We start from the raw sequence: 19,921 nt of genomic DNA on the forward strand, positions 1-19,921 counted from the left end.
TGCTTTTGATCGCCGCCCAGCGCAGGGGCTTCATCGGCCTTCCGTCACGGTCCTTTTCGGACCGCCGCCTGGCCGCCGCCCGGTCACTCCGGCCGCGCCGCCGTGACCAAACAGCCCACTTCGTGGCGGTCGCCGAAGCGCACGTCGACCGTCTGGCCGGGCGTCACATCGTGCACGCCGCTGACCGCGCCGGAGGAAATCCACTGGCCGGGGCGCAGCGCGATGCCGCGGCGCGCCATCAGCTCGAACAGGAACCGCGCCGCTCCGATCGCGCCGTCGGGAAAGGCGGTGGCCTGGCCGCTGCCCACTTCGACGCCGTCGACGCGGGTCGCGACGGTCCACGCCTCGAAGCCGCTCGTCCGCCAATCCTCGATCGCGGGGCCAATCACGAGCCCGTTATTGTTGCCGAAGTCGGAGATGACCGCGACTGGACCGAGGGCGTTCAGCACCCGGAGCGGCGAACTGGCGATCTCGATGCCGACATGGACGCGATCGATCAGGTCCGCGCTTTCCTCGAGCGTGAAGCGGGTCTGGCCGGCCGGCGGCTCGGTGCCGATGCGGAGCAGGAACTCCGCCTCGACCGCGGCGGCGCCCTCGGCGAAGATCGGCATGGCCGACCGGTCGCCGGGCGCCGAAGCCGTCGCGCTCGCGAAAATCGGGCCGACGAAGCGGTCCGCCCCGAAACGGTCGGAGAGCGGCGGCAGGATGCGGCCGACCTTCCAGCCGATGACCGGCTTGTCCCAGGCCGCAATCGCCGCGTCCTGGATGGTATAGCTGGCGTCGGGCGTCTCCGGGAGCGTGCCGGGATAGTCGGCGAGTCCGCTGGCGCTGCGCCGCGCCGCAAGAAAGCGCTCGGCGATCGCAGCCGCTTCGTCCGTCACTCGATTCACTCCCGTTTGGTTCGCCCAATGCGCGACCGCTATTGGTAACCGGCGCCGCAAAGTAAAGGATTTCACTCGGCCAATACGGGTGTCCGCAGCGCTTCGGCGAGGGCGTCGAGCCGGGCCGGGATCGTCGTCTTGCGCGCCGTGCGGCCGACGATGCGTTGCAGGGCAGGCGGGGCGGGGATCGGCGCCCCGATCAGCGGTTCGACGACATCGGCGAACTTGAACGGATGGGCGGTGGCCGCGGTGATCCAGGGGCGCTCCGCCGCGCGGGCCGGGTCAAGCCGAGCAAAAGCCTCGGCAGCGGTGGCCGAATGCGGGTCCCAGACATAGCGGGTGGCGGCATATTCGGCGCGGATGCGGGCGCGGATGGCCTCGTCGTCGACCAGTTCGACCTCCAACTGGCGCGATGCCGCGTCGAGGTGGACCAGCCGCTCGAAATTGCTCGGCGCGCCGACATCCATCGCATTGGCGATGGTCGCGACCGACGGCCCGGGTTCGTAGGCGCCGCTCTCGTGCCAGCGCTGCAGCGTGCGATTGGCGTTGGTCACGGCGACGATCGGGCCGATCGGCAGGCCCAGCGCGCGCGCGTAGACGGCGGCGAAGCCGTGGCCGAGATTGCCGGTCGGGATGAGGAAACCGGGCTTCACCCCGCTTTCCTCGAACAGTTTCAGCGCAGCATGGCCGAGATAGGCCATTTGCGGGAGCAGTCGGCCGATATTGATCGAATTGGCCGAGCTCAGCCGGTGTTTCTGCGCGAGCGCGCCGTCGGCGAACGCCGCCTTGGCGAGGCGCTGGCAATCGTCGAAATCGCCTTCGACCTCCAGCGCGCGCACCGGATCGTCCCAGCAGGTGAGCTGCAACTCCTGGAAGGCGGAGACCCGGCCCTTGGGATAGAGGATGACGGCGCTCACGGCGGCGCGTCCCTCCGCTGCGCAGCCGACGGCCCCGCCGGTGTCGCCGGAGGTCGCGGCCAGCACCGTCAGCGGCCGCGCGGCGTCGCCGATCCGGTCGAAGCAGCCCATTAGGAAGCGCGCGCCGAAATCCTTGAACGCTCCGGTTGGGCCATGAAACAGCTCGAGCGCGCGCAGGCCGGGACGGCTCGGATCCGGCGTCACCAGCGGCACGGGAAAGTCGAACGCTTTCGCCGCGATCGCCGGCAGGTCCGCGGCCAGCGCATCGCCCGCGAAGAAGGGCGCCAGCATCGCCGCGGCGAACTCCGCCAGCGGCATGGAACCGGAGAGGCCAGGGAGATCGACCTCGGGGATGGCTTGCGGAACATAGAGGCCGCCATCGGCGGCGGCGCCGCGCAGGATCGCCTCGCTCAGGCCGAGCGGGGCCGCTTCGCCCCGCGTGCTCACATATTTCATGCCGCTTCCGATACGCGCTCGAGGCAGGCGCCGGCGGAATCGACCGGCGCACGATAGGCGCGCGCCGCCAGCCCGCATTGGGCGAACGCCCACGCCATCGCATCCTCCACCTTCCCAGCATCCTCCTCCGCGGCCCAGGCGAAGACCGACGGCCCCGAACCCGAGAAGGAGCAGCCCAGGGCGCCGGCCGCGAGCGCGGCTTTCTTCACCTCCGGCAAGGCCGGCAGCAATCGTTCGCGCTGCGGCTCGACCAGGACGTCGTCGAGCCCGGCCCGGATCAATGCGCGGTCGCCGAGCGCGCAGCCGGCGGCGAAGGCCGCGATCCGGCGGCTGTGCTCGACCGCCAGTGCCATCGGCACTTCGGGGCTGAGGATCTGGCGCGCTGCGCGGGTCTCGGTCTTGGCGGAGGGATGGAACAGGATCGAGACGATGCCGCGCGGCGGCGGCAGCCGGCGGATCAGCGGCGGATCGAGCCGCGCGGCGAGCACGAGGCCGCCCATCAGGCTCGCCATCACATTGTCCCAGGGCGGCGGGTCGGAGGAGACCCGTTCGCCCTCGATCGCGAACGGAAGCAGTTCCTCGAGCGTGTAGGGGACAGGCAGCAAGGCGTTGACCGCAGCGGCGGCGGCGACCGCGGAAGCCGCCGAACCGCCCATGCCGGCCGAGATCGGAATGCCCTTGTCGATGTCGAGCCGCACGCCGAACGTGGCGCCGGAGGCCGCGAGCAGGGCCGCCGCCGCCGCCAGCGCGGTGTTGCTGGCGGGACTGTCGGGAAGACTGGCGACGAGGCCCGAGACCGCGCCGAGGCGCGCGCCGGGCGCGTCCTCGCGGATCGCCGTCACATGGTCGCGGACGGCGTCGAAGGCCTGGCCGAGCACGTCGAAGCCGACACCGACATTGCCGATGCTCGCCGGCGCGCTGGCCGAGGCCCTGTCCATCAACACTCTCCTCATGCGCTCAGCCGGAGCGAAGCCGCTCCCGCGTCGGCGAGCCGGCCGAGCATGGCGCGCTGGACGTCCATCACGTCGGCGAACACCGACGCCGCGGTCGGCCAGCGGCCTGCGCCCTTACCATAAAGCGCATGGACGCGTCCGTCAGCCTCGGCGACGAGAAAGCGGTTGCCCTCGTTGACCGCGCCCGCCAGCGGATGCGCCCGCGGCAGCGCTTCGATCCGCACCTCGGCGGCGATGCTGCCGTCGGCCAACCGTCGGCAGCGGCCGACCTGCTTCAGTACCTCGCCGCGGGCGAGCGCGGCCTGGGCCAGTTCGGGAGAGACGTCGCGCAAGGACTGCTTGGCGATCCGCGCCGGCGCCAGCGAGACGCCGAAGGCTTCGCGCACCAGCAGCGACAATTTGTCGGCGGCGTCGTGCCCGTCGACATCGGCGGCCGGGTCGGCTTCGGCAAAGCCGAGTTCCTGCGCCTTGCGCACCGCGTCGTCGAAAGCCCAGCCTTCGCTGAGCCGGCCGAGCAGGAAATTGGCAGTGCCGTTCATCACGCCCTCGATCGATTCGACTTTGGAGCCGAGCCGCGCCAGCAATTCGAGGATGGGCACGCCGCCGCCCACCGCTGCCGAATAAGCGAGCAGCCCGCCGCCCGCCGCGGCGCAGGCGTGGAGCGTATCATAATGTTTGGCGACGGCGGCCTTGTTGGCCGTCACCACGTTGGCGCCGCTGCGCAGCGCCTCGCACATGATCTCGCCGGCCCCGTCGGCGCCGCCGATCAGTTCGACCACCAGATCCGGATCCTCGCCCAGCGCCTCATGAAGCGCGGTCGTGAAACGGGCATCTTCGCTATGGCGGGACGGATCCCGCACGAGCACGGGATTGACCTCGAACAGATCGGGCCGCTCCTGCAGGCAGGCGAGCACGCCCGCACCGACCGCGCCGCAGCCGAGCAAAGCGACGCGCAGCTTGGGGCCTTTCAGCGGGAGCGCCTTGCGCGGCGGCAGGTCGGCGATGGTGGTCGCCTCCAGCGCGCCCACGGCGGCGATCTCGATCAGCACGTCCTCGCTTTGCGCGGCCTCGATCGCTTTGGGCTGGATCAGGCCGGCGCTCGCTTCGGCCGCCGCTTCATAGCCCAATGCGGCATAGCGCTCGGCATAGGGGTTGCGCGCCGGGTCCTCCGCATAGACGCCGTCGACATCCTTGATCAGGCGGACGCGGTGAGCGTCGAGCCGGGCGGCGAAGAAGACCGCGCTGAGATCGGTGCCGCCGCGGCCCAAGGTGACTACGCCATGCTCGGCATGACCGGCGGTGAAGCCGGGGACGACGACCACGTCATGCTCGGCGAGCTTGGCCAGCACCGCCTCGGCGTCGAGGTCGACGAGGTTCGAATCGAGCGGAGGACCGTCGGCGACCAGGCCCATTTCATGCGGGTCTGGGGCGCAGGCGCGAACGCCGATCCGGCCCAGCGCCAGCGCCATCAACGCGGCCGAATGAAGCTCGCCGACCCGCGCCACACGCGCCACCAGCGCGTCCTGCGCCTCGCCGCCGACCCGGGCGGCCTGGTCGAGCAGGCGGTCGGTCTCGCCGGCCAAGGCGGAGACGACCGCCACCACCTTCTCGCCGTCGCGGACGTGACGGTAGATTTCGAGCGCGGCTGCCGGATAGTCGCTCTCGGCGCCGAGCACCGAGCTTCCGAATTTGAGGACGCAGAGCCGTTCGGCCGGCGCGGAGACTTGCTGTTTCATTTCCTGTTCGATCCGATTTTCGAGGGCATAAAAAAACCCGCTCGCCGGGGCCGGGGAGCGGGTCTGGAAACTGAGGTTGTTCGACGACCTAGTTCAGACGCAGCCTCCCCGCGTGCGGGTGGTGGTAATGGTCGTCATGATGATGGTGGCCGGGCGCGCGGCAGCGGCCGCACCGGCAACGGTACGGGCTTCAGGCTGCAGATATGCGATCATCGACACGCGGCACATTCTCCATGTCCTCGCCTTGCGGCTTGGACCTGATTGGGATCCCAAAACTGACCGCAGATGAGTGCGGCGTCAACCCAGAAACGTGCGTAGGGCCGATTCATTTAGAAATCGATAGCACGTGCCGTCGGTCAGTCCTTGGTTTGGGATACAATATCGATCGGCTCAGTCCTCGGCGAAATAGCCTGCGCGCATCACGAAATCGCCGAAATGCTCGCCCGGCGTCCGCTCGCCGGCATAGCGCGCCAGCATCTCGCCGAGGATTTCGAGGATCGCCGGTTCGCCGATATTCTCGCGATAGAGCCGATTCAGCCGCTCGCCGTGGAAGCCGCCGCCGAGCCAGAGATTGTACTTGCCCGGCGCGCGGCCGGTGAAGCCGATCTCGGCGACATAGGGCCGGGCGCAGCCGTTCGGGCATCCGGTCATGCGGATCGTGATCGGCTCGTCGGTGAGCCCGTTCGCGGCCAGGATCGGCTCGATCTTCGAAATGAGCTCGGGCTGGTAGCGCTCGGCCTCGGCCATGGCGAGCGGGCAGGTGGGCATCGCCACGCAGGCCATCGAATTGACCCGCAACGCGCTGGTGCGGCCATTCCCGGCGAGGCCATGATGGGCGAGCAGGGCGTCGATCGCCGCGCGGTCGTCGGGCTCGACATCGGCGACGATCACATTCTGGTTCGGGGTCAGCCGGAACGCGCCCTTGTGGATCTCGGCAATCGCGCGCAGCGCTCCGAGGATCGGCTGTCCGGGCCGGTCGATGATGCGGCCATTCTCGACGAACAAAGTATAATTGAACCGCCCATTGTCGGTCGCCTGCCAGCCGTACACGTCGCCGTTCGATGAAAGCTCGTAGGAACGTGCAGGCTCGAAAGCGGCCCCCATGCGCCGCTCGATCTCGCCCTTGATCCAGTCCAGCCCCTTGTCGTCGACCGTATATTTGAAGCGGGCGCGGATGCGCTCCTTGCGGTTGCCGTAATCGCGCTGGACGCCGATGATCGCGTCGGTCGCGGCGAGCAGCCGCTCCTTGGGGATGAAGCCGATCACGTCGCCGAGGCGGGCATAGGTGCGCGGCTCGTTGTCGGTGCGGCCCATGCCGCCCCCGATCGTGACGTTGAAGCCTTCGAGCCCGTCCGGGCCGACGATCGCGATATAGCCCAGATCCTGGGTGTAGACGTCGATGTCGTTCGACGGCGGGATCACGAAGCCGATCTTGAACTTACGCGGCAGGTACGTCTTGCCGTAGAGCGGCTCCTCGTTCTCCGAGGTCGCGACCCTTTGCTCGCCATACCAGATTTCGTGATAGGCGCGGGTCTTGGGGATGACATGGTCGCTGAGTTGCTTGGACAAAGCGGCCACCTCGGCATGGATCGCACTGTCCTGCGGATTGGCGGTGGCCATCACGGTGCGGGCATCGTCGCCGCAGGCCGCGATCGTGTCGAGCAGCGCCTCGTGCAGGCCCTGGATCGTCGCTTTCAGGTCCTCCTTCACCACCCAGTGGAACTGGAAGGTCTGGCGCGTGGTGAGGCGCAACTGGTCGCCGCCATGGGCGCGGGCGAGTTCGTCCATCTTCAGCCACTGCTCGGGCGTGCAGACGCCGCCGGGCAAGCGCACGCGCACCATGAAGGTGAAAGCCGGCTCCAGCTTCTGGCGCCGCCGCTCGTCGCGGATGTCGCGGTCGTCCTGCTGATAGATTCCGTGGAACTTCATCAGCTTGTTGTCTTCGAACTTCACGCCGCCGGTGATCTTGTCGAGCAGTCCCTGGTCGATCGAGCCGCGCAGATAGTCGCTGTTATATTTCAGCGTCTCGTCCGGCCCGAGGTTTTCGAGCGGTTGCGAAATGTCGGCGCTGCGGTCGACGATGCTGGTGTCGTTGGTCATTTCTCTGTCCCGAAAAATCAGTAGACGTCGCGCTGGTAGCGCTGGTCGGCGGCCAGCCGGCGGACGTAATCCTCGGCGCCGTCGCGATCGGTGCCGGCCTGCGCGGCGACGATCTGGATCAAGGTCTCGTGGACGTCGCGCGCCATGCTCTTCTCGTCGCCGCAGACGTAGATATGGGCGCCGTCCTCCAGCCAGGCGTAGAGGTCCTTCGCCTGCTCGATCATGCGGTGCTGGACATAGGTCTTGGGCTGGCCGCGGTCGCGCGAGAAGGCGGCGTCCATGCGCGTCAGCACGCCTTCCTTCAGCCATTGCTGCCACTCGGTCTGGTAGAGGAAGTCCGAGCGGAAATTGCGCTCGCCGAAGAACAGCCAGGACTTGCCGCCTTCGCCCGTGACCTCGCGTTCCTGCAGGAAGCCGCGATAGGGCGCGACGCCGGTGCCGGCGCCGATCATCACGATCGGTGCGCCGTTGCTCGGCAAGGCGAAATGCGGGTTGTGCTGGATGTAGACGGGAAGCGTGTCGCCGGCCGCGATCCGGTCGGCGAGCTGGCTCGACGCGACACCGGCGCGGGTCTCGTCGTGGAGGCTGTAGCGGACCGGCGCGACGGTGAGGTGCGCCTCGTCGGGCACGGCCTTGAAGCTGGACGCGATCGAGTAGAGCCGCGGCTGCAGCGGTCGCAGCCCGGCCACGAAGCTGTCGGCATCGACGCCGCCGAGCGGAAACTTGCGGACGATGTCGACGACATGGTGATTGCGCAGGAAGAGCAGCCGCTCGGCCGTCGCCTCCTCGCCGCGAAGCTGCTCAAGCTCGGCCGCGCCGGTCAGCTTGGCCCATTGGTCGAGGAAGCGCGGGCTGGCGATGCTGACCTCGAACTTCTCCTCCAGCGCCTCGGCCAGCCTCAGGCTCTCGCCCTTCATGCTCACCTGCGCGTCCCCGGAGAGGCCGGCCACGTCGAGCAGCTGCGCCACCACCGTAGGGTCGTTGCGCGCGGCGATGCCGAGCGCGTCGCCGGGCTCGTAGCTGAGGCCCGATCCGGCAAGGTCGATCTCGATGTGCCGGGTTTCCTTGCTGGAGTGGCGGCCGACGATCGTGACGTTCTCGACCACGGTCGCCGAAAACGGCTTCTTCTTGTCATAGGCCGGCGCGGAGACAGGCGAGGCCGCCGCGGCCGGGAGCGACGGAGCGGCCGAAGCGGCAAGGTCGGCAGCGAGCTGCTCGACGACGATGCCGGTCCAGGCGAGCGCCGGTTCCTCATAATCGATGTCGCAATCGACGCGCGCGCTGATGCGGGTCGCGCCCAGTTCCTCGAGCCGGCGGTCGACGCGCTTCCCGGCCTCGCAATATTTCTCGTAGGTGGAATCGCCGAGCGCGAGCACCGAGAAGCGCACGCCTTCCAGCTTGGGCGCACGCTGGCCCTCGAGGAACTCGAAGAAGCCGACCGAAGGCTGCGGCGGGTCGCCCTCGCCATAGGTGCTGACGATAACGAGCAGGTCCTGCTCGTCCTTCAATGCGCGCGGCTTGTAGTCGGCCATGTCGACGAGCTGCGGCGAAAGGCCGCGCTTGGTCGCCGCCGCCGCGAGCGCCTTGCCGAGGTCGCGGCTGTTGCCGGTCTCGGTGCCGTAGAGGATGGTGAGGGTCCGCCCCTGCGGCGCCGGTGCCGCGGGCGCCTCGATCGCGTCGCCGCGGCTCAGCCCGGCGTCGAGACCCGAAAAATAGCCGCTGATCCAGCGCGCTTGCGCCGGCGTCAGGCTCCGGGCCAGCGCGTCGAGATGCTGCCACTGCTCGATCGAGAGCGCGCCTTCGGCGGAGAATGTCTGTGCGGTCATCGGTCGTTCCAGCAAGAAAATAAGGGGGCAGGGATCAGATCACCCATTGGTCGTCTCCCTCGTCGCCGTCGCTGCCGGCCGCCACGCGGCGGCCCGGACGGCTCTGCTCGGGGGTGGCGTCGAGCGTCAGCAACGCATGCACGCCGGCCCGGCTCATCAGCCTGGCGACTTCGCGGCCGTGGCGGAGCATCTCGTCAGCGCTCGCGGCGCCAAGGCCGCTCAGCGCCTCCTCGTCGAGGATGATGGCGGGCCGCCCGAGCGCCTTCAGGCGGTCGGCGAAACGCCGCGCGGCGGCCGCGCGCGCTGCGGGAGAGGAATCGGTGATCCAGACGATCGCACCGTCGGGCTCCTCCAATGCGCCGGCCGGCCTGGATGCGCCCTGGGGGAAGCCCTGGACCAGTCCGGCGGCGACGGTCGAGCGCGACACCTTGTCGATCAGGATGAAGCCGCCGAGCACCCGGTCGTCCGCGTAGCGCAGCGCCGGAATGCTGCGGTCGAGGTCGATCGTGACCTCGCCGATGTCGTTGAGGCCGAGCGAGAGGCCGCGCCTTTGCTCCATCGTGTTGACGTCGACGATCGGGCCGATGCCGCCGATGCTGGCCGACAAGGTCTGGGCGCCGATCTTCAGCCAGTAAGAGCGGTGCGGCACCATCGCTTCGTCCGCCATCCAGACCAGAGTCGCCTCGATGCGGCTGGCCGTCTCAGGCGCGCCGCCGGCGGCCGCGATCACGTCGCCGCGCGAGCAATCGACCTCGTCGGTGAAGGTGAGGGTCACCGACTGGCCGGCGCGCGCCTCGGGCAGGTCGCCGTCGAACGTGACGATCCGCTCGACGCGCGAGCGGCGGCCGGCCGGAAGCACGGCAATCTCGTCGCCCGGACGGATGCGGCCGCTCGCGATCTGCCCGGCATAGCCGCGGAAATTCTGGTTGGGGCGGTTGACCCATTGGACCGCCATCCGGAACGGCGCGGCGGCAGCAGCGCGCGCCGCGACCGGCACCGTCTCGAGATGCGCGATCAGCGTCGGGCCGTCGTACCAGGCCATCGCTTCCGAACCGCTCGTGACGTTGTCGCCGGTGAGGCCGGACAGCGGGATCGCCTGGAAGTCCTCGATTCCCACCTCGCGGGCGAAGGTGCGATACTCCTCGACGATGGCGTCGAAAACGGCCTCGTCGTAGCCGACCAGGTCCATCTTGTTCACCGCCAGGACGAGGCTGCGGATGCCGAGCAGGTGGGCGAGGTAGGAGTGGCGCCGGGTCTGGGTCAGTATGCCCTTGCGCGCATCGACCAGGATGATGGCGAGGTCCGCGGTCGAGGCGCCCGTTACCATGTTGCGCGTATATTGCTCGTGGCCCGGCGTGTCGGCGACGATGAACTTGCGCTTGTCGGTCGCGAAGAAGCGATAGGCGACGTCGATCGTGATGCCCTGCTCGCGTTCGGCGGCGAGGCCGTCGACGAGCAGCGCCAGATCGAGCGCCTCGCCCTGCGTGCCGGACTTCCTGCTGTCGCTGGCGAGCGCGGCCAGTTGGTCCTCGAACAGCAATTTGCAATCGTAGAGCAGCCGCCCGATCAGGGTCGACTTGCCGTCGTCGACCGATCCGCAGGTGATGAAGCGGAGCAGCGACTTCCGGCTGGTCGTGTCGAGATAGGCGTCGAGCTCGGCCCGCGCGACCTCGGCCGCGCTCGGGTTCCGGAAAGCGGTGGCCATCAGAAATAGCCTTCCTGTTTCTTGCGTTCCATGGAGGCGCTGCCGTCCTTGTCGATGGCGCGGCCCTGGCGTTCGGAGGTGGTGGCGACCAGCATTTCCTGGATGACTTCGGGCAGGGTCGCGGCTTCGCTCTCGACCGCGCCGGTGAGCGGATAGCAGCCCAGGGTGCGGAAGCGGATCGAGCGCTCGACGACCTCTTCGCCGGGCTGGAGCGGGAAGCGCTCGTCGTCGACCATCAGGATGAGGCCGTCGCGCACGACCGTCGGCCGCGGCGCGGCGAGGTAGAGCGGCACGATCGGGATCGCCTCGGCGTGGATGTAGTGCCAGATGTCGAGCTCGGTCCAGTTGGAGAGCGGGAACACGCGGATGCTCTCGCCCTTGGCCTTGCGGGCATTGTAGAGATTCCACAGCTCGGGCCGCTGGTTCTTCGGGTCCCAGCGGTGGCTCGCCGAGCGGAAGCTGAACACGCGCTCCTTGGCGCGGCTCTTCTCCTCGTCGCGCCGCGCGCCGCCGAACGCGGCGTCGAAGCCGTAGAGATCGAGCGCCTGCTTCAGCCCCTCGGTCTTCCACAGATCGGTGTGGAGGCTGCCATGGTCGAACGGATTGATGCCGCGCGCCTCGGCCTCGGGGTTGCGATGGACGATCAGCTCCATCCCGCTGTCGACGGCGACGCGGTCGCGCAGCGCGTACATGTCGCGAAACTTCCAGGTCGTGTCGACGTGGAGCAGGGGAAAAGGCGGCGGCGCGGGATAGAATGCCTTGCGCGCGAGGTGCAGCATCACCGCGCTGTCCTTGCCGATCGAATAGAGCATCACCGGCCGCTCGGCCTCGGCCACCACCTCGCGCAGGATGTGGATGCTCTCGGCCTCGAGCTGCTCGATATGGGTGAGGGAACGCGCGGTCACGATGCGAGGGCTTTCCTGAAGGGCAGCAGGGCGGCGGGGACATGCCCGCGCGTCACCCGGCCGATGATGATGATGACGGGCGCGCCGGGCGGCAGCGTCTCGGCGGCGGCGGCGATCTCGGCGAAGGCGGCGCCGATATGCACCTCTTCGGGCCGCGTCGCCGAGGCGATGGCGACGGCGGGGGTCGCCGGATCGAGCCCCTTGGCGAGGCCCTTGCGGACGAACTCGGCGAGCGTGCGCCGCGGCATGTAGAGCACCGTGGTCGCGCGGCGGTCGGCGATGGCGCCCCAATCGATGTCGGACGGAAGCTTACCGTCGGCGCCGTGCCCGGTCACGAACTGGACCCGGCGCGCATCCTTGCGTTCTGTGAGCGAGATGCCGAGCGATGCCGCAGCTCCTTGCGCGGCCGAAATGCCGGGGACGATCGAGACCGGCACGCCGGCGGCGCGGCAGGCGTCGACCTCCTCGGTCGCGCGGCCGAAGACGAGCGGGTCGCCGCCCTTGAGGCGCACCACGCTTTCGCCGGCGAGCGCAAGGGCGATCATGCGCTGGTTGATGTCCGACTGCTTGCACGACGGGCCGTGGCCGGTCTTGCCGACCGCGACCCTTTTCGCCTCGCGCCGGGCCAGCTCGAGTATGTCGGGCCCGACCAGATCGTCGTAGAGGATGACGGTCGCGTTCTGCAGCGCGCGCACGGCTTTCAGCGTCAGCAATTCCGGATCGCCCGGACCGGCGCCGACGAGGGTGACGCTGCCCGCCGCACGCTCGGGCGTCGCGGCGACTAGGGCCGCAAAGTCCGCCTCGGCAGGCGCGCGGTCGACATGCGCCCAGGCGGTCTCGACGAAGCGTGTCCAGAAGCCGCGCCGCGCGGAGAAGTCGCCGAGCCTTTCCTTGAGGCGCGGACGCCAGGCCTTGGCCGCCGCCGCCCAGGCGGACAGGCCGAGCGGAAGCACGCTCTCGATGCGAGCACGGATCGACTGGCCGAGCATCGGCGCCGCCCCGTCGGTGGAGATGGCGAGCACGACCGGCGCGCGGTTGACGATCGTCCCGAACTGGACGTCGCACAGGTCGGTCTGGTCGATGATGTTGACCGGCACGCCCGCCGCCCGCGCCGCGGCGACGAAGCGCAAGGCTTCGTCGCGGTCGGGCAGATCGGCGATGGCGAGCGCCGCGCCGCGAAGGTCGTCCGGTGTCCAGCGCTCGGGCCGAACGACGTCAGCCCCGGCGGCTGCAGCCAGTTCGGCCTTCCAGCGCGCGCCGTCGGACGCGCCGACGACCACGATCTTGCGGCCCGTCACCTTGTGGAACAGCGGCAGGTTCGGCAGCGGCGCGATCCGCGCCGGCGCTTCGGCGGGGGAGCGTTCGATACTCATGCAGCTTCCTTTCGGCGGACGAGGCGGCCATCGGCGCCGACGTGCAGCCCGCATTCCCTGGCGTCGTCGGACTCCCACCACCAGCGGCCGGCGCGCTCGGGCTCGCCCGGGCGCAGGGCGCGGGTGCAGGGCTCGCAGCCGATCGACAGGAAACCCTGGGCGTGGAGCGCGTTGACCGGCACGCCGAGCGCGGCGCATTCGACCGCGACCTGGTGGCGCGTCCAGTCGAACAGGGGCGCAATCTTCACGAGGCCGCGTTCCGCGTCCCATGCGGCGAGCGGCACGGCGGCGCGCTGCCCCGACTGGTCGGCGCGAAGCCCGGTCACCCAGCCCGCCGCGCCGGCCAGCGCGCGCGTGAGCGGCTCGACTTTGCGAACGGCGCAGCAGGCGATCCGCGCTTCCTTCGAATGGTAGAACCCGTTGATGCCGGCGTCGGCGACCAGCGCCGCCACGGCCGGCGCCTCCGGGAAGAAGGCACCGATGCGGACGCCGTAGCGCTCCTCGGTTTTCTGCCAGAGGCGGTAGGTCGACGGGAAGAGGCGGCCGGTGTCGAGCGTGGCGACCGCGATCGGCAGCTTCTCGGTGAAGATGTGATGGGCGATCAACTGGTCTTCGATGCCGAAGCTGGTCGTGAAGACGAGTTCGCCGTCCACGGCCTCGACAGCCGAACGCAGCCGCGCCGCGATCGTGTCGCCGGCGATGCGCGCGGGGAGGGGGGATTGATCTGGTTCGGTCATGGCGCGCAGTTCGGTCGGCTCGATTGGAATAATATTCTAAGTGCGGTCCCAGGGTGCGACCTTGTCGTTCACCTGTCTCGACCGCGCTTTTCTCGGAACGCCGGAGATACGCCTCGAAAAAGGGGGGATCAACCGAGCCGGGACATTAACAGCGTCCTTGCGTGCGACGATGGAAGTGTTGGAATAATATTCTCAATATCGGCGAGGCTGCGCATGGGTCGCCTTCCCCCTCGGCCGGAACGGCTCAGCCGGCGCCTCGTTCTACGCGAAAGGAGAGCCGATCATGGGCGACGAGAAGCAGCCGCTCGAATCCGAGCAAATCCATCGCGACAAATGGCGCGGCGGCGAGACTCTGATCCCGTCATCGGACGCGCCGGGTCACACGCTCCCGGAGAGCGAGCGGGACCGCGCTACCGAGCCCGACGAAGAGCGGAGTGACCGAGCCTCACCCGACGTCATTCCTCCGCCGGATTGATCGAACGGGGGCGGGCGCTAGCCGCCCGTCGTAAGGCGCTCAGCTCTTACTTGTGCTCGGGCTTGCCCTTGCGCTTGGTCGAGGCGAATTCCTCGAGCTGCTTTTCGCTCATCGACTCCGCCATCGATTTGGACGCGCCCTTGAGCTTGCTCTTGGGCGTGTCGCCGCGCTTGGCCGAAAGCGCCGCGCCGGCGGCTTTCTGCTGGGCCTGGGACTTGGCTGGCATTTTCTCCTCCTTTCTCGACGTGCCGGTAACACGTCGCCATGGCGCCGGTTCCTGCCGCGCACCCTTGCCCTCGGGGCGAGAAAAGCTAAGGCGGGCGCCACGACAGGAGAATTTATGGACGAGATCGAATGGTGGGAGTTCGACACCCCCGCTGACATGGCCGAGCAGGTCGCTGGCGACATCGGCTTCGTGATCGAGAGCGCCATCGAGGCGCATGGCAGCGCCCGCATCGCCGTGCCCGGCGGCAAGACGCCCGACGTCGTCTACAAGGCGCTGGCCGCCAGGAAGGACCTCGACTGGTCCAAGATCACCCTGGTGCCGACCGACGATCGCCTGGTCGCGCTCGACGACGCGCTCAGCAATTACGCCAAGCTCGAATCCTTCTTCGGCGCCAAGGGCGCGAACGTCGTGCCGTTGGTCGATGAAGCGGCGCTCGGCGACTATCGCGAGGCAGGCCGGCTCGCCGACGAACGGCTGAAGCTGATCGATTGGCCGCTCGACCTGGTCATGCTCGGCATGGGCGCCGACGGCCATACCGCCTCGATCTTCCCGGGGCCCGACCTCGACCGCGCCGTCGCCGGCCCGCGCGAGCGCCGCGCCGTCGGCGTCCGCCCCGATCCGCTGCCGCCCGAAGCGCCGGTTGAGCGGGTGACGCTCACCGCCGCGGCCTTATCCTCGGCGCGAGCGGTGATGATCGTCGTGACCGGGGCCGAGAAGCGCGCGGTGCTCGAACAGGCGATCGAGGAAGGCCCGCTTTCGTCCAAGCCGATCGGCCGCGTGCTTGCCGAGATCGACGCCGCGGTCGATATCTTCTGGAGCGCCGAATAGGCGCCTAGAGCAGCGCGCCGAGCTCCAGCGCATCGAGGAGCGCGGCGCGCGCGCCCTCGATCTGCGTCCACAATTCCGGTTTCTCGAGGTCGTCCGGCGCGATCTGCTCGGGCCAATGAGATTCGATCACCGCGGCGATGCGGTCGAGCTTGGCTTCGTCGACCATGAAGCGCGGATCGACCGTCAGCGGATCGGCGACCACGCGCAGGCGCAGGCAGGCGGGGCCGCCGCCATTGGCCATGGACTGGCGCACGTCGACCACGAACAACCTGCGGATCGGGCCGTTGCCGGCGACCATGCCCTGCAGCCAGGCCCAGACCGACGGAGTCTCGCGCGCCTCCTCGGGCAGGATCAGCGCCATGCCGCCTTCCGGCAGGGTCACCAACTGGGCGTTGAACAGATAGGAGCGGATCGCGTCTTCCAGGTTGACCGCGCTGGCCGGGACCTCGACGATCTCCACCTGCGGAAGCAGCCGCTTCAGCTCGTCGTAGAACCCCGTCCGGTCCTCGAAGGCAAGCTCGTGGCAGAGTAGGACGGACTCGTTCGCGACCGCGACCACGTCATTGTGGAAGGCGCCGGCCGCGATCGCTTCCTCGGACTGGGCGACGAACAAGGTGCGCGCCTCATCGAGCCGATGGTAACGGGCGATCGCGCGCGACGCCTCGACATGCTGACGGGCCGGGAAGGCGCCGCCGCGCTTGCCGTAGACGAAAACCTCCACGCCCGCCTCGCCGTGCGCCGTGCCGAGCCGCATGTGATTGGCAGCGCCCTCGTCGCCGAACGTGCCGGGCACCGGGCCGTGCACTGCAAAATGCTCCGTGTCGGCGAAGGCGAGCTCGAGCTGCGCCAGCGTCGCCGCCCATTCGTGGCTGCGGTGCGCCATGGTGCGCAGATTGGCGACGGTCAGGTGGCAGCGGCCGTCGGCCGTGTCGGGCGCCGGCGAGACGGTCGCGGCATTGGCGGCCCACATCGCCGAGGCCGAGAAAGCGGCGGCGCGCAGCGAAGCCGGCACCGTCTCGACATGGGTGCCGAGCTCCTCGAGCCAGGCACGGTCCGGGCGGGGATGGGGCAGCAGCACGCCCTGCGGCAGGCCGAGCCGCAGATTGTGGCGCATCTTGGCGACGCCCTGCAGCGCCGCGGCGCGCGGGTGCGAGACATGCCCCTTGTTGGTGGAGGAGGCGAGGTTGCCGAGGCTCAGTCCGGCATAATTGTGGCTGGGCCCGATCATCCCGTCGAAATTGATCTCGTGCAGCATCAGCGGCCCATCGCCAGGAAGCGGTCGCCTTTCGCGATGCCGAGCAGCTCGATGCTCTTGGGATCGAGCTTCGCGCTGCCGTCCGGGTCCACGCTGATATGGCCATAGCAGGCGCGGAAATCATGGCGCAGGCCGGCCGCCAGCATCAGCGGCTCGCCGTCCCAATCGTCGCTGACGCCGCTCAGCACCAGCTCGCGCGATTCGCGGATCGTGCGGATCTGGTCGGTCTCCGCGGCCATGGTCGGGCCGCCGTCGAAGATGTCGATATAGCAATCGAACCGGAAGCCCTCTCGCTCCAGCATCTTCATCGCCGCGCGGCCGGAGGGATGCGGCATGCCCATCACGGCGCGCGCGCTCTCGGGCAGCATGGCGGTGTAGATCGGCGTCTTGGGCATCAGGTCGGCGATGAACTGGTTGCCGTGGGTCGCGTTGAATTCGTCGGCTTCCTGGAAGCCCATGCCGAAGAAGCGGCCGGCGACGCCGTCCCAGAAAGGCGAGCCGCCGGCTTCGTCGATCACGCCGCGCAGCTCGGCCAGCACGCGGTTGCCGAAGCGTGCCCGGTGCTGCTTGATGAAGAGATAGCGGCTCCGGGCGAGGAGCAGGCCGAGCCCGCCCGCGCGTTCGCCGGGGTGGAGGAACAGGCCGCCCACTTCCGACGACCCGTCGAAATCGGTGACGAGGGTCAGCATCTCGGCGCGGAAGGTCTTGTTGAGCGCCTTCGAGGTCTGGGTCAGCGTGCTGATCCGGTAGCTGTAGAACGGCCATTCGGTGCCGACCTGGCCGAAAATCTGGCAGGTGCCGCGGATCGCGCCGCTGTCGCTGTCCTCCAGCACCATCACGAACAGGTCGCCCGATTGCTCGTCGGCTTCCTTGTCGAAGGCTTCCTGCGACCGCACCAGCTTGGCGACCAGCGAGCCCTTGTCGGGCGGCAAGTTGGTGAAGCCGCCGCCGGTCAGCTTCGCCATTTCGTAGATGGACTGGAAATCGTCATTGGTCGCGGGGCGGATTCGGAAGGTCACAAAGGGGCTCCGGAAGCGAGGCGAAGGATGGTGAGGGCGGAGAGCTGGGCGCGCTCGGCAAGGCTTTCGACGATCAGATATTCGTCCGACGAATGGATGGCGCCGCCGCGCACGCCCATCGTATCGACCACGGGCACCCCGCAGGCGGCGATATTGTTGCCGTCGCAGACGCCGCCAGAGGGCTGCCAGCCGAAGATCTGGCCGAGATCGGCGCCGGCCTGCTGGACCAATGCGAACAGCCGTTCGGCTTTGGCGTCGAGCGGCTTGGGCGGGCGGCCGAACCCGCCATGGACGTGGATCTTCACGTCATGCTCGGCCGCGACCATCGCCACGGCGGCGTCGAGCGCGGCGCGGGCGCGCTCCTGGTCCTCGGGGGTGAACGGGCGCATGTTGACGCGCAGCACGGCGTGGTCGGGCACGACATTGTTGGGGCCGCCGCCCTCGATCCGGGCAGGATTGACCGACAGGCGCGGGCCTTTGGCCTTGGCGAGGCGCAGCGTCAGGTCCGCCGCCGCGACGATCGCGTTGCGGCCGTCCTCGGGGTTGCGGCCGGCATGGGCGCTCCGGCCCTGAATGAAGATCGAGAAATTGCCGCTGCCCGGCCGCGCGCCGGCGAGCGTGCCGTCGGGCAGAGCGGCCGGCTCGTAGGTGAGCGCCGCCTTCTTGCCGCGCGCCGCCGCAGCGAGCAGGGCGGCCGAGCCCGGGGAGCCGACTTCCTCGTCGCTGTTGATGACGATTTCGTAGCCGACGTTGGCCGCGGCGGGCGACCCCTCGACCGCCTGCAGCGCCGCGAGCATCACCGCGATGCCACCCTTCATGTCGGCAACGCCGGGGCCGTTCAGCACGCCCTCTTCGCGCCACGAAAGCTGCTGGAAGGGATGGTCGATGCCGAACACGGTGTCCATGTGGCCGGTGAAGAGCAATTGGACCGGCGCATCGGGGCGTACGACGAGGTGCAGGTTCTTGCCGTGCGCCAGCGCGCTGAGCGATCCGTCCGCCGCCATCGCGTCGACCGGCGCGGGGTCGTGCAGCGAAAGCGCGCCGGGAAGCGCCGAGAAAGCGTCGGCCAGCAAAGCCGCCATCGTGGCTAGCCCGTCGAGATTGCGCGAGCCGCTATTGACCGCCGCCCACGCCTCGACCTGCGCCAGCATCGGCGCCCCCGCCGCGCGGTCCAGTGCCGCCCGCTCTTCGATCGTTACGCCCCGCATGGGCATCGCCTTAACCGACGATCGGCGCGAGCGCCACACCGGCCGGAAGGGGTGAGGGCCCGCCCCGTGCCGGATGTTCCAACGGAGCGAGCGGCACCGTGGAAGGTCACACTAAGGTCACAGCCGGAGCGCGCATTCGCACGCCGGGACCGGGGTCGTGGCCGGAACCGGGCGGCGCGGGAATCGGCGTGTATCCAGGGAAGCTCCATGGAGCATTATGAACCACAAAGGCCCGGCTGTAGGAAAGTTTAAAATGTCGGCAGGGGTGGAAAGCGGACGTGGGCCGTTGAGCAATAGCGACCCGCTCAACTCATGATGAGGCTTGATGTTTTAGCAACGGATGGCCGCCCTGAATGGTTATTCGGACATCTGCCCCAACAGTGTAGTGGACCATGCCGCTACTCCCGGGTGGGACGCATCTCGCGATGTGTTCCAGCGCGACTGCGGCCCTACAATTGGGCTCTGGACACAAATGTCTTATGAAGCGTCACCGGGAGGCTGGGAGTAGCTTCGCTTCCGTACTCCTCAGGTCGCTGTAAGCGCCACCATCGCCATCGGCGCTGAAACGGACACCGACTTCGACGGTCCGTCCGCACAAGGTAATCGGCCATACCTCGTGCCATGAACCAGTGTAGCGAACCCCGTAGACATCCGGTCCCAATGCGGGCTCCTCTTTCGCTACGCGCGTCACCCCTAGATCGGCCGAGCGACCATCGCAAACAACATTAGCGCGTTCGAGAGTGGATGTGGCCTGTAGAAGAGCCAGTATCCACGTATCGCCGATGATAGACTCGTTAGCGTAAGATTGCCCGCGATTTGTCCGAATTGTGGAAAAGTCGCCGGCGCTATCCTGTATCATCGTGTAGCGCACGATATGGTTTCCGCAGTTGGGATGACGGGTGACGATGGTCCACCCATTCCTAATCCTGCCAGCAAGAATGCCTTGGAAGATGAACCGCACGCCAGTGGCAGGCGACACGGTCTCGATAACAGCCGATGTCGGTAGGCAACCGCCTCCCCGCTTATGGGCTGCCGTCGCTGCCTTCATCACTTGGTCCCTAGTGACCTCTAACGAGGGTGATGGAGCTGCCGCGTTCCAGGCACTCAGTTTCTGCGCGACGATTGGATGTTGTGCTTCAGCGACCGTCGCAGCGACGAAAAGAGCTGTATAGATAAGGGAATAACAGATGCGCATACCGAGCTTCCTAGTTGAAGGGGTCAGTCACAACAAAGGAGACCACAATCGCACCATAGGAATAAGTCTGGGCCAACCTGATCCACTCTCTCCCCCGTAAACGGTTAAGTTAGCCTTACCCAACAC

General features: G+C 68.4%; 17 protein-coding genes. 2 read left to right on the forward strand and 15 right to left on the reverse strand.

Translation table 11 applies throughout. The annotated features are described in order from the left end of the window. Nucleotides 1-83: 83 nt before the first annotated feature. From SH591_RS15415 to SH591_RS15465, 11 genes are all read right to left on the reverse strand, one after another. Complete coding sequence (locus tag SH591_RS15415; protein WP_324749850.1) at nt 84-881, reverse strand: 2-keto-4-pentenoate hydratase; 798 nt, start codon at nt 879-881, stop codon at nt 84-86. A gap of 71 nt (nt 882-952) precedes the next feature. Then, the gene (gene thrC, locus SH591_RS15420) at nt 953-2,254 is read right to left on the reverse strand and encodes a threonine synthase (protein ID WP_324749851.1); all 1,302 of its coding nucleotides are present in this window, start codon (nt 2,252-2,254) and stop codon (nt 953-955) included. Then, nucleotides 2,251-3,192, reverse strand: coding sequence for a homoserine kinase (locus SH591_RS15425; protein ID WP_324749853.1), 942 nt, complete (start codon nt 3,190-3,192; stop codon nt 2,251-2,253). Before SH591_RS15425 ends, thrC begins: the two co-directional genes overlap by 4 nt. Nucleotides 3,193-3,203: 11 nt before the next feature. Further along, nucleotides 3,204-4,943, reverse strand: a complete 1,740-nt coding sequence (locus SH591_RS15430; protein WP_324749854.1) for a homoserine dehydrogenase — start codon at nt 4,941-4,943, stop codon at nt 3,204-3,206. Nucleotides 4,944-5,036: 93 nt separating this feature from the next. Beyond that, nucleotides 5,037-5,162 (reverse strand): hypothetical protein, encoded by a 126-nt coding sequence (locus SH591_RS15435; RefSeq protein ID WP_324749855.1) that lies wholly within the window; start codon nt 5,160-5,162, stop codon nt 5,037-5,039. 171 nt (nt 5,163-5,333) lie between these two features. Beyond that, nucleotides 5,334-7,043, reverse strand: coding sequence for an assimilatory sulfite reductase (NADPH) hemoprotein subunit (gene cysI, locus SH591_RS15440; RefSeq protein WP_324749856.1), 1,710 nt, complete (start codon nt 7,041-7,043; stop codon nt 5,334-5,336). Between the two features lie 17 nt (nt 7,044-7,060). Next, nucleotides 7,061-8,869 (reverse strand): assimilatory sulfite reductase (NADPH) flavoprotein subunit, encoded by a 1,809-nt coding sequence (locus SH591_RS15445; RefSeq protein WP_324749857.1) that lies wholly within the window; start codon nt 8,867-8,869, stop codon nt 7,061-7,063. Nucleotides 8,870-8,903: 34 nt separating this feature from the next. Next, a complete protein-coding gene (cysN, locus tag SH591_RS15450) occupies nt 8,904-10,574 on the reverse strand; it encodes a sulfate adenylyltransferase subunit CysN (RefSeq protein WP_324749858.1) in 1,671 nt (556 codons plus the stop codon). Continuing rightward, nucleotides 10,574-11,482: a sulfate adenylyltransferase subunit CysD gene (gene cysD, locus SH591_RS15455; RefSeq protein ID WP_324751407.1), complete on the reverse strand. Its 909-nt coding sequence runs from the start codon at nt 11,480-11,482 to the stop codon at nt 10,574-10,576. The genes cysN and cysD overlap by 1 nt, the downstream gene beginning before the upstream one ends. After that, nucleotides 11,476-12,852, reverse strand: coding sequence for a siroheme synthase CysG (cysG, locus tag SH591_RS15460; RefSeq protein WP_324749859.1), 1,377 nt, complete (start codon nt 12,850-12,852; stop codon nt 11,476-11,478). Before cysG ends, cysD begins: the two co-directional genes overlap by 7 nt. After that, the gene (locus SH591_RS15465; RefSeq protein WP_324749860.1) at nt 12,849-13,589 is read right to left on the reverse strand and encodes a phosphoadenylyl-sulfate reductase; all 741 of its coding nucleotides are present in this window, start codon (nt 13,587-13,589) and stop codon (nt 12,849-12,851) included. The genes cysG and SH591_RS15465 overlap by 4 nt, the downstream gene beginning before the upstream one ends. Before the next feature lie 283 nt (nt 13,590-13,872). Here SH591_RS15465 and SH591_RS15470 point away from each other — a divergent pair, with 283 nt between their 5' ends. Further along, nucleotides 13,873-14,064 carry a hypothetical protein gene (locus SH591_RS15470; protein WP_324749861.1) on the forward strand — a complete coding sequence of 64 codons (192 nt, stop codon included), beginning with the start codon at nt 13,873-13,875 and terminating at the stop codon, nt 14,062-14,064. A gap of 46 nt (nt 14,065-14,110) precedes the next feature. On the opposite strand, the gene SH591_RS15475 is transcribed toward SH591_RS15470, so the two are convergent. Beyond that, nucleotides 14,111-14,290 carry a DUF3008 family protein gene (locus tag SH591_RS15475; protein ID WP_324749862.1) on the reverse strand — a complete coding sequence of 60 codons (180 nt, stop codon included), beginning with the start codon at nt 14,288-14,290 and terminating at the stop codon, nt 14,111-14,113. Between the two features lie 114 nt (nt 14,291-14,404). Here SH591_RS15475 and pgl point away from each other — a divergent pair, with 114 nt between their 5' ends. Continuing rightward, nucleotides 14,405-15,118 carry a 6-phosphogluconolactonase gene (gene pgl / locus SH591_RS15480; RefSeq protein ID WP_324749863.1) on the forward strand — a complete coding sequence of 238 codons (714 nt, stop codon included), beginning with the start codon at nt 14,405-14,407 and terminating at the stop codon, nt 15,116-15,118. A 4-nt stretch (nt 15,119-15,122) separates the two neighbouring features. Here the strand turns inward: pgl and SH591_RS15485 are convergent, their stop codons facing one another. The 3 genes from SH591_RS15485 to SH591_RS15495 are packed head-to-tail and all read right to left on the reverse strand — an operon-like array spanning nt 15,123 to nt 18,600. Next, complete coding sequence (locus SH591_RS15485; RefSeq protein WP_324751408.1) at nt 15,123-16,376, reverse strand: N-succinylarginine dihydrolase; 1,254 nt, start codon at nt 16,374-16,376, stop codon at nt 15,123-15,125. After that, nucleotides 16,373-17,392: an arginine N-succinyltransferase gene (locus SH591_RS15490; protein WP_322830094.1), complete on the reverse strand. Its 1,020-nt coding sequence runs from the start codon at nt 17,390-17,392 to the stop codon at nt 16,373-16,375. The genes SH591_RS15485 and SH591_RS15490 overlap by 4 nt, the downstream gene beginning before the upstream one ends. Further along, nucleotides 17,389-18,600, reverse strand: a complete 1,212-nt coding sequence (locus SH591_RS15495) for a hydrolase (RefSeq protein ID WP_324749864.1) — start codon at nt 18,598-18,600, stop codon at nt 17,389-17,391. The genes SH591_RS15490 and SH591_RS15495 overlap by 4 nt, the downstream gene beginning before the upstream one ends. Between the last annotated feature and the right edge of the window lie 1,321 nt (nt 18,601-19,921).

The sequence above is a fragment of the Sphingomonas sp. LY54 genome (genome assembly GCF_035594035.1).
Lineage (GTDB): Bacteria > Pseudomonadota > Alphaproteobacteria > Sphingomonadales > Sphingomonadaceae > Allosphingosinicella.

Excerpts from the sequence above, each read along its gene's own strand:
- thrC (WP_324749851.1), bottom strand. The coding sequence starts at position 2,254 with ATGAAATATGTGAGCACGCGGGGCGAAGCGGCCCCGCTCGGCCTGAGC.
- SH591_RS15425 (WP_324749853.1), bottom strand. The coding sequence starts at position 3,192 with ATGGACAGGGCCTCGGCCAGCGCGCCGGCGAGCATCGGCAATGTCGGT.
- SH591_RS15430 (WP_324749854.1), bottom strand. The coding sequence starts at position 4,943 with ATGAAACAGCAAGTCTCCGCGCCGGCCGAACGGCTCTGCGTCCTCAAA.
- cysI (WP_324749856.1), bottom strand. The coding sequence starts at position 7,043 with ATGACCAACGACACCAGCATCGTCGACCGCAGCGCCGACATTTCGCAA.
- SH591_RS15445 (WP_324749857.1), bottom strand. The coding sequence starts at position 8,869 with ATGACCGCACAGACATTCTCCGCCGAAGGCGCGCTCTCGATCGAGCAG.
- cysN (WP_324749858.1), bottom strand. The coding sequence starts at position 10,574 with ATGGCCACCGCTTTCCGGAACCCGAGCGCGGCCGAGGTCGCGCGGGCC.
- cysG (WP_324749859.1), bottom strand. The coding sequence starts at position 12,852 with ATGAGTATCGAACGCTCCCCCGCCGAAGCGCCGGCGCGGATCGCGCCG.
- SH591_RS15465 (WP_324749860.1), bottom strand. The coding sequence starts at position 13,589 with ATGACCGAACCAGATCAATCCCCCCTCCCCGCGCGCATCGCCGGCGAC.
- SH591_RS15470 (WP_324749861.1), top strand. The coding sequence starts at position 13,873 with ATGGGCGACGAGAAGCAGCCGCTCGAATCCGAGCAAATCCATCGCGAC.
- SH591_RS15475 (WP_324749862.1), bottom strand. The coding sequence starts at position 14,290 with ATGCCAGCCAAGTCCCAGGCCCAGCAGAAAGCCGCCGGCGCGGCGCTT.
- pgl (WP_324749863.1), top strand. The coding sequence starts at position 14,405 with ATGGACGAGATCGAATGGTGGGAGTTCGACACCCCCGCTGACATGGCC.
- SH591_RS15495 (WP_324749864.1), bottom strand. The coding sequence starts at position 18,600 with ATGCGGGGCGTAACGATCGAAGAGCGGGCGGCACTGGACCGCGCGGCG.